Origin of the sequence: Priestia sp. FSL R5-0597 (assembly GCF_038006305.1) — a bacterium.
In the GTDB taxonomy this organism is placed as follows: Bacteria; Bacillota; Bacilli; order Bacillales; family Bacillaceae_H; genus Priestia; species Priestia zanthoxyli.
The window spans coordinates 74,652-83,263 of the sequence record NZ_JBBOUZ010000004.1; the positions used below are offsets into that span (position 1 = coordinate 74,652).

Sequence of the window (8,612 nt, forward strand, 5' to 3'; positions counted from 1 at the left end):
GCTCATTATCCCATTTATATTGAAGCTAAACCATAATAATTGTGTTCTTAACCTCTTATGAAAGATGCTCAGTCTGGTTTGTTTATATAATGAATTCCTATTTCTAATTATTTACTAAGATACAAATTTTAGTTCATCCGTTAAACGCAAAAAAGCTTCTTTGTCTTTATTCTTTAAGGACTGATCAATTTCTTGAAGAATTTTACCTCTTTTGAATTGTTTTGTTACTTGACTTAAAAACAATTCAGCTAATATTTCATCAGATATATTTTTTTCAATTTGACTCATTTCGTTGGATATATTTTTTTCCATAAACGATTAACCCCTTTATCATTTCTCTTTTAAAAATAGTGTTTCCTTTTTTCATTGTTTTAATACGAGGTTAATAGATAAATTAGTATATAGAAGAATGTGGAATAAAAGGTAACTTGACACAAGGAATAATATTTATTTCAAAACTCTAAAGGTAAAACATAAATTAGCTTAAATAGTTTACATATTCATTGCATCCTCATGTTGTTTTACTAATTTATAAAACGTGGTCTTTTTTACATTCGCTTCCTTCATTGCCTGTACGGCTGTAATTTCATTTCGCTTCCAACGGTTATAAGCCTCAATAAAATCTTGGCTAACTTGGGCTTTAGGACGGCCAAAAGATATACCACTCTTCAGCGCAGCATTAATTCCTTCTCGCTGGCGTTTACGAATACGATCTCGTTCTTCTTGCGCCATCCAGGACAAAATTTGAAGAACCAAATCTGCAATAAAGGTTCCCAAACTATCCTTATACTGAGTCGTATCAAGCAGAGGCATATCCAAGACAACAATGTCTGCCTCAATTTCTTTCGTAATAGCATTCCACTCTTGTAAAATTTCTTCTTTGTTACGACCAAAACGATCTAGTGAATGAATATAAAGAATATCGCCTTTACGAATCATTCGTTTTAGTAATTGGTACTGTTCTCGATTAAAATTTTTTCCACTTTGTTTATCGATGAAAATATCTCGAGGAGAAATGCCCACTTCTTCCATGGACTGAAGTTGTCGTCCTTCATTTTGATCTCGGCTGCTTACACGGATGTATCCAAATTTTCTATTTTCCATTTTTATACTCCCTTTTGTGTCTATCTCCTTTTTATTCTACCAAAAACGTTCGTAAAAGTGTATGAGATAAAGAGAACGTTCGTAATTAATTTTCCCACTTAAACGAACGATAAAAATAGTAGATTTCTTATATAAAAGGAAAGTTCGTAAAAGTATACTTTTACGAACTTTCCTTTTATATATTTATTAAATGTATAGAAGTATTTCCTTAGTGATTTAAACATTAGCCAAATAACTATGTCATGAACAATACATAGGAAATTGATATTATATCCCCTATTAAATTAATGTGATAAGAAGAAAGGTCTAAATTTATGCAGAGATTATTTAATTACAGCATTTATTAATAAAAAACATTAAATTATATGTCTTTAACGTGCAGAGAAACGCTCTGTAAGGAATTTAACTTTTGTTTTACACACAATGGGGGGATTAGATACAAATTTTCAGCAATTAAGAAAAGAGATTAGCACAACTTTTATAAAGGCATTTATATTAAGGAGAATATTTTATTTAGGGTTTTAAGTTATTAATACATAAAATGGTGGAGATCTTTAAACATTGTTTCTCGTTACAGAAGAGTCCATTCGGTTAAGGTCTATGAAAGTTGACCGTTTTTTGGTCATCACCTGTTTGTTCGAATCATCCTCTAAAGACCCAGTACCATCACATTGTACTATTGAGCAGATTCAAAGAACGCTTTTTCCGTTACGTCTCCTTCAACATCAGCAGCTTCTGCTGATCCAGAAGAACCTCCTAAATTCGGTAGAGCTAATGGAGTCGCTAACTAAATAACTAAATAACTAACCCTACGGCAGAAGCTACCACAGCTTATTTAGCTTTTCTTATTCAATCTCCTCCTAATTTTATTTAATAGAAATAAAAAAGCAGTTTGCAAATGCAAACTGCTTTTTTGATGACCCGTACGGGAATCGAACCCGTGTTACCGCCGTGAAAGGGCGGTGTCTTAACCGCTTGACCAACGGGCCAGTATCAATTTATAAGTTAAATTCAATTACTATAAAACATGATGGGCCTAAGTGGACTCGAACCACCGACCTCACGCTTATCAGGCGTGCGCTCTAACCAGCTGAGCTATAGGCCCTTTACTTGGATTTGGAGCGGGTGATGAGAATCGAACTCACGACATCAGCTTGGAAGGCTGAGGTTTTACCACTAAACTACACCCGCATATTTTAAAGTGGCGGTCCCGACGGGAATCGAACCCGCGATCTCCTGCGTGACAGGCAGGCATGTTAACCGCTACACCACGGGACCAAAATAGAAAATGGCGGAGGAAGAGGGATTCGAACCCCCGCGGGCTTTAACACCCCTGTCGGTTTTCAAGACCGATCCCTTCAGCCGGACTTGGGTATTCCTCCGTGTACTGTATGGTGGAGCCTAGCGGGATCGAACCGCTGACCTCCTGCGTGCAAGGCAGGCGCTCTCCCAGCTGAGCTAAGGCCCCATAAATGGTCGGGAAGACAGGATTCGAACCTGCGACCCCTTGGTCCCAAACCAAGTGCTCTACCAAGCTGAGCTACTTCCCGGTTATGGCGCGCCCGAGAGGATTCGAACCCCTAACCTTTTGATCCGTAGTCAAACGCTCTATCCAATTGAGCTACGGGCGCTTATTAAAATGGTGCCGAGGGCCGGACTTGAACCGGCACGGTAGTCGCCTACCGCAGGATTTTAAGTCCTGTGTGTCTGCCAATCCCACCACCCCGGCAGGACTTATACCTGGAGGCGGCAACCGGATTTGAACCGGTGATAAAGGTTTTGCAGACCTTGGCCTTACCACTTGGCTATGCCGCCAATATATATATGGAGCGGAAGACGAGGTTCGAACTCGCGACCCCCACCTTGGCAAGGTGGTGTTCTACCACTGAACTACTTCCGCGCATTTATCTAAATTAAGATGCGGGTGAAGGGACTTGAACCCCCACGTCATAAGACACTAGATCCTAAGTCTAGCGCGTCTGCCAATTCCGCCACACCCGCGTGTAAATATAACTGGTGAGCCATGAAGGACTCGAACCTTCGACCCTCTGATTAAAAGTCAGATGCTCTACCAACTGAGCTAATGGCTCTCTATGGCTGGGCTAGCTGGATTCGAACCAACGCATGACGGAATCAAAATCCGTTGCCTTACCGCTTGGCGATAGCCCAATAAAGATGGTGGAGGGGGGCAGATTCGAACTGCCGAACCCGAAGGAGCGGATTTACAGTCCGCCGCGTTTAGCCACTTCGCTACCCCTCCGATATAAATGGTGCCGGCAAGAGGACTTGAACCCCCAACCTACTGATTACAAGTCAGTTGCTCTACCAGTTGAGCTACACCGGCACGATGGTGGAGGATGACGGGATCGAACCGCCGACCCCCTGCTTGTAAGGCAGGTGCTCTCCCAGCTGAGCTAATCCTCCAAAGAATCTATATAAGCGCGTTAATAAGCGTTATTTTGAATACTCATAATAAACTATTTCAAATAAAAAACCCCTATGCTCTTTACAAGAGACTCATAAGGGGTTTTATTCATTGCCTGGCAACGTCCTACTCTCACAGGGACAAAGTCCCAACTACCATTGGCGCTAAAGAGCTTAACTTCCGTGTTCGGTATGGGAACGGGTGTGACCTCTTCGCTATCGCCACCAGACAAGAGATTGCTCTCTCAAAACTAGATAACAGTTGGCTGAGTAAAGCTTACGCTTTTAAAAGTTTGGTTAAGTCCTCGATCGATTAGTATCAGTCAGCTACACATGTCGCCACGCTTCCACCTCTGACCTATCAACCTGATCATCTTTCAGGGATCTTACTAGCTTGCGCTATGGGAAATCTCATCTTGAGGGGGGCTTCATGCTTAGATGCTTTCAGCACTTATCCCGTCCACACATAGCTACCCAGCGATGCCTTTGGCAAGACAACTGGTACACCAGCGGTGTGTCCATCCCGGTCCTCTCGTACTAAGGACAGCTCCTCTCAAATTTCCTACGCCCACGACGGATAGGGACCGAACTGTCTCACGACGTTCTGAACCCAGCTCGCGTACCGCTTTAATGGGCGAACAGCCCAACCCTTGGGACCGACTACAGCCCCAGGATGCGATGAGCCGACATCGAGGTGCCAAACCTCCCCGTCGATGTGGACTCTTGGGGGAGATAAGCCTGTTATCCCCGGGGTAGCTTTTATCCGTTGAGCGATGGCCCTTCCATGCGGAACCACCGGATCACTAAGCCCGACTTTCGTCCCTGCTCGACTTGTAGGTCTCGCAGTCAAGCTCCCTTGTGCCTTTACACTCTACGAATGATTTCCAACCATTCTGAGGGAACCTTTGGGCGCCTCCGTTACATTTTAGGAGGCGACCGCCCCAGTCAAACTGCCCACCTGACACTGTCTCCCGGCCCGATCAGGGCCGCGGGTTAGAATTTCAATACAGCCAGGGTAGTATCCCACCGACGCCTCCACCGAAGCTAGCGCTCCGGCTTCTCAGGCTCCTACCTATCCTGTACAAGCTGTACCAAAATTCAATATCAGGCTACAGTAAAGCTCCACGGGGTCTTTCCGTCCTGTCGCGGGTAACCTGCATCTTCACAGGTACTATAATTTCACCGAGTCTCTCGTTGAGACAGTGCCCAGATCGTTACGCCTTTCGTGCGGGTCGGAACTTACCCGACAAGGAATTTCGCTACCTTAGGACCGTTATAGTTACGGCCGCCGTTTACTGGGGCTTCGATTCAGAGCTTCTCCCAAAGGATAACCCCTCCTCTTAACCTTCCAGCACCGGGCAGGCGTCAGCCCCTATACTTCGCCTTGCGGCTTCGCAGAGACCTGTGTTTTTGCTAAACAGTCGCCTGGGCCTATTCACTGCGGCTCTCTCGGGCTATACACCCTACCAGAGCACCCCTTCTCCCGAAGTTACGGGGTCATTTTGCCGAGTTCCTTAACGAGAGTTCTCTCGATCACCTTAGGATTCTCTCCTCGCCTACCTGTGTCGGTTTGCGGTACGGGCACCTCCCGCCTCGCTAGAGGCTTTTCTTGGCAGTGTGGAATCAGGAACTTCGGTACTATAGTTCCCTCGTCATCACAGCTCAGCTTTCATGATGAGCGGATTTGCCTACTCATCAGCCTAACTGCTTGAACGCGCATATCCAGCAGCGCGCTTACCCTATCCTACTGCGTCCCCCCATTACTCAAACGGCGGGGAGGTGGTACAGGAATATCAACCTGTTGGCCATCGCCTACGCTTTTCAGCCTCGGCTTAGGTCCCGACTAACCCTGAGCGGACGAGCCTTCCTCAGGAAACCTTAGGCATTCGGTGGACAAGATTCTCACTTGTCTTTCGCTACTCATACCGGCATTCTCACTTCTAAGCGCTCCACCAGTCCTTACGGTCTGACTTCGCTGCACTTAGAACGCTCTCCTACCACTGACATCAAAGATGTCAATCCACAGCTTCGGTGATACGTTTAGCCCCGGTACATTTTCGGCGCAGAGTCACTCGACCAGTGAGCTATTACGCACTCTTTAAATGGTGGCTGCTTCTAAGCCAACATCCTGGTTGTCTAAGCAACTCCACATCCTTTTCCACTTAACGTATACTTGGGGACCTTAGCTGGTGGTCTGGGCTGTTTCCCTTTTGACTACGGATCTTATCACTCGCAGTCTGACTCCCATGGATAAGTCTTTGGCATTCGGAGTTTGACTGAATTCGGTAACCCGTTGGGGGCCCCTAGTCCAATCAGTGCTCTACCTCCAAGACTCTCACAACATGAGGCTAGCCCTAAAGCTATTTCGGAGAGAACCAGCTATCTCCAGGTTCGATTGGAATTTCTCCGCTACCCACACCTCATCCCCGCACTTTTCAACGTGCGTGGGTTCGGGCCTCCATTCAGTGTTACCTGAACTTCACCCTGGACATGGGTAGATCACCTGGTTTCGGGTCTACAACCACATACTAAACGCCCTATTCAGACTCGCTTTCGCTACGGCTCCGCCTTATCAGCTTAACCTTGCATGGGATCGTAACTCGCCGGTTCATTCTACAAAAGGCACGCCATCACCCATTAACGGGCTCTGACTACTTGTAGGCACACGGTTTCAGGATCTCTTTCACTCCCCTTCCGGGGTGCTTTTCACCTTTCCCTCACGGTACTGGTTCACTATCGGTCACTAGGTAGTATTTAGCCTTGGGAGATGGTCCTCCCAGCTTCCGACGGAATTTCACGTGTTCCGCCGTACTCAGGATCCACTCAAGAGGGAACGAAGTTTCAACTACAGGGTTGTTACCTTCTTCGACGGACCTTTCCAGGTCGCTTCATTTACTTCGTTCCTTTGTAACTCCGTATAGAGTGTCCTACAACCCCAAGAGGCAAGCCTCTTGGTTTGGGCTAATTCCGTTTCGCTCGCCGCTACTCAGGAAATCGCATTTGCTTTCTCTTCCTCCGGGTACTTAGATGTTTCAGTTCCCCGGGTCTGCCTTCAATATCCTATGTATTCAGATAAAGATACTGTTCCATTACGAACAGTGGGTTTCCCCATTCGGAAATCTCCGGATCAAAGCTCACTTACAGCTCCCCGAAGCATATCGGTGTTAGTCCCGTCCTTCATCGGCTCCTAGTGCCAAGGCATTCACCGTGCGCCCTTTCTAACTTAACCATTAGCGAATAAATGGTACAACATAAAGTTGTGTTATTTATTGGTTTGATTAAAGAAAAGTTTCACTTTTCCTCAGCAATTACTGTTATCTAGTTTTCAAAGAACAATCGCAACCAAAATTCTTCTTATCTAATAAGAAGAAAGTAGTGTGCTTTCTATAATTGAGAGATTGAACTCTCAAAACTGAACAAAGTGTCAAAACGTACGTCATGTAAAAATCCTTAGAAAGGAGGTGATCCAGCCGCACCTTCCGATACGGCTACCTTGTTACGACTTCACCCCAATCATCTGTCCCACCTTAGGCGGCTAGCTCCTTACGGTTACTCCACCGACTTCGGGTGTTACAAACTCTCGTGGTGTGACGGGCGGTGTGTACAAGGCCCGGGAACGTATTCACCGCGGCATGCTGATCCGCGATTACTAGCGATTCCAGCTTCATGTAGGCGAGTTGCAGCCTACAATCCGAACTGAGAATGGTTTTATGGGATTGGCTTGACCTCGCGGTCTTGCAGCCCTTTGTACCATCCATTGTAGCACGTGTGTAGCCCAGGTCATAAGGGGCATGATGATTTGACGTCATCCCCACCTTCCTCCGGTTTGTCACCGGCAGTCACCTTAGAGTGCCCAACTAAATGCTGGCAACTAAGATCAAGGGTTGCGCTCGTTGCGGGACTTAACCCAACATCTCACGACACGAGCTGACGACAACCATGCACCACCTGTCACTCTGTCCCCCGAAGGGGAACGCTCTATCTCTAGAGTTGTCAGAGGATGTCAAGACCTGGTAAGGTTCTTCGCGTTGCTTCGAATTAAACCACATGCTCCACCGCTTGTGCGGGCCCCCGTCAATTCCTTTGAGTTTCAGTCTTGCGACCGTACTCCCCAGGCGGAGTGCTTAATGCGTTAGCTGCAGCACTAAAGGGCGGAAACCCTCTAACACTTAGCACTCATCGTTTACGGCGTGGACTACCAGGGTATCTAATCCTGTTTGCTCCCCACGCTTTCGCGCCTCAGCGTCAGTTACAGACCAAAAAGCCGCCTTCGCCACTGGTGTTCCTCCACATCTCTACGCATTTCACCGCTACACGTGGAATTCCGCTTTTCTCTTCTGCACTCAAGTTCCCCAGTTTCCAATGACCCTCCACGGTTGAGCCGTGGGCTTTCACATCAGACTTAAGAAACCGCCTGCGCGCGCTTTACGCCCAATAATTCCGGATAACGCTTGCCACCTACGTATTACCGCGGCTGCTGGCACGTAGTTAGCCGTGGCTTTCTGGTTAGGTACCGTCAAGGTACGAGCAGTTACTCTCGTACTTGTTCTTCCCTAACAACAGAGTTTTACGACCCGAAAGCCTTCATCACTCACGCGGCGTTGCTCCGTCAGACTTTCGTCCATTGCGGAAGATTCCCTACTGCTGCCTCCCGTAGGAGTCTGGGCCGTGTCTCAGTCCCAGTGTGGCCGATCACCCTCTCAGGTCGGCTATGCATCGTTGCCTTGGTGAGCCGTTACCTCACCAACTAGCTAATGCACCGCGGGCCCATCTGTAAGTGATAGCCGAAACCATCTTTCAATCATCTCCCATGAAGGAGAAGATCCTATCCGGTATTAGCTTCGGTTTCCCGAAGTTATCCCAGTCTTACAGGCAGGTTGCCCACGTGTTACTCACCCGTCCGCCGCTAACGTCATAGAAGCAAGCTTCTAATCAGTTCGCTCGACTTGCATGTATTAGGCACGCCGCCAGCGTTCATCCTGAGCCAGGATCAAACTCTCCGAAGAAATGTTTGACTTGCTCATTTAAAAAATAAAAATTAACGTTGACGTTTGTCGCTTTGTTCAGTTTTCAAAGTTCAACCG

At 46.8% G+C, this 8,612-nt stretch carries 2 protein-coding genes, 17 tRNA genes and 3 rRNA genes; all 22 read right to left on the reverse strand.

The window, feature by feature from the left end:
* Positions 1-114: 114 nt before the first annotated feature.
* The 22 genes from MKX72_RS28140 to MKX72_RS28245 all read right to left on the reverse strand — a co-directional run bounded on the left by MKX72_RS28140 (position 115) and on the right by MKX72_RS28245 (position 8,534).
* Positions 115-312 carry an IDEAL domain-containing protein gene (locus tag MKX72_RS28140; protein ID WP_098626684.1) on the reverse strand — a complete coding sequence of 66 codons (198 nt, stop codon included), beginning with the start codon at positions 310-312 and terminating at the stop codon, positions 115-117.
* 180 nt (positions 313-492) lie between these two features.
* Entirely contained in the window at positions 493-1,104 is a 612-nt protein-coding gene (locus MKX72_RS28145) for a recombinase family protein (RefSeq protein ID WP_098626685.1), read from the reverse strand.
* A 917-nt stretch (positions 1,105-2,021) separates the two neighbouring features.
* A tRNA-Glu gene (locus MKX72_RS28150) sits at positions 2,022-2,093 on the reverse strand.
* 42 nt (positions 2,094-2,135) lie between these two features.
* Positions 2,136-2,209, reverse strand: a tRNA-Ile gene (locus tag MKX72_RS28155).
* 12 nt (positions 2,210-2,221) lie between these two features.
* A tRNA-Gly gene (locus MKX72_RS28160) sits at positions 2,222-2,295 on the reverse strand.
* An 11-nt stretch (positions 2,296-2,306) separates the two neighbouring features.
* Positions 2,307-2,382: transfer RNA gene (locus tag MKX72_RS28165), tRNA-Asp, on the reverse strand.
* Between the two features lie 11 nt (positions 2,383-2,393).
* A tRNA-Ser gene (locus MKX72_RS28170) sits at positions 2,394-2,486 on the reverse strand.
* Between the two features lie 10 nt (positions 2,487-2,496).
* Positions 2,497-2,572: transfer RNA gene (locus tag MKX72_RS28175), tRNA-Ala, on the reverse strand.
* Between the two features lie 5 nt (positions 2,573-2,577).
* Positions 2,578-2,654, reverse strand: a tRNA-Pro gene (locus MKX72_RS28180).
* Positions 2,655-2,658: 4 nt separating this feature from the next.
* Positions 2,659-2,735 (reverse strand) — tRNA-Arg (locus MKX72_RS28185).
* Positions 2,736-2,744: 9 nt separating this feature from the next.
* Positions 2,745-2,833: transfer RNA gene (locus tag MKX72_RS28190), tRNA-Leu, on the reverse strand.
* A 12-nt stretch (positions 2,834-2,845) separates the two neighbouring features.
* Positions 2,846-2,919, reverse strand: a tRNA-Cys gene (locus MKX72_RS28195).
* A 10-nt stretch (positions 2,920-2,929) separates the two neighbouring features.
* A tRNA-Gly gene (locus MKX72_RS28200) sits at positions 2,930-3,004 on the reverse strand.
* A gap of 19 nt (positions 3,005-3,023) precedes the next feature.
* Positions 3,024-3,105 (reverse strand) — tRNA-Leu (locus MKX72_RS28205).
* A gap of 13 nt (positions 3,106-3,118) precedes the next feature.
* Positions 3,119-3,194, reverse strand: a tRNA-Lys gene (locus MKX72_RS28210).
* A 4-nt stretch (positions 3,195-3,198) separates the two neighbouring features.
* A tRNA-Gln gene (locus MKX72_RS28215) sits at positions 3,199-3,273 on the reverse strand.
* 7 nt (positions 3,274-3,280) lie between these two features.
* Positions 3,281-3,364, reverse strand: a tRNA-Tyr gene (locus MKX72_RS28220).
* 8 nt (positions 3,365-3,372) lie between these two features.
* A tRNA-Thr gene (locus MKX72_RS28225) sits at positions 3,373-3,448 on the reverse strand.
* A gap of 4 nt (positions 3,449-3,452) precedes the next feature.
* Positions 3,453-3,528 (reverse strand) — tRNA-Val (locus MKX72_RS28230).
* A 114-nt stretch (positions 3,529-3,642) separates the two neighbouring features.
* A 5S ribosomal RNA gene (rrf, locus tag MKX72_RS28235) occupies positions 3,643-3,758 on the reverse strand.
* A gap of 63 nt (positions 3,759-3,821) precedes the next feature.
* Positions 3,822-6,757: ribosomal RNA gene (locus tag MKX72_RS28240) — 23S ribosomal RNA — on the reverse strand.
* A 225-nt stretch (positions 6,758-6,982) separates the two neighbouring features.
* A 16S ribosomal RNA gene (locus MKX72_RS28245) occupies positions 6,983-8,534 on the reverse strand.
* Together the 16S, 23S and 5S rRNA genes with 17 tRNA genes alongside form the textbook arrangement of a ribosomal RNA operon.
* Positions 8,535-8,612: the final 78 nt, after the last annotated feature.

What these genes read in the sequence shown, in the direction of transcription:
- MKX72_RS28140 (WP_098626684.1), bottom strand. Translation starts at nt 312, where the DNA reads ATGGAAAAAAATATATCCAACGAAATGAGTCAAATTGAAAAAAATATA.
- MKX72_RS28145 (WP_098626685.1), bottom strand. Translation starts at nt 1,104, where the DNA reads ATGGAAAATAGAAAATTTGGATACATCCGTGTAAGCAGCCGAGATCAA.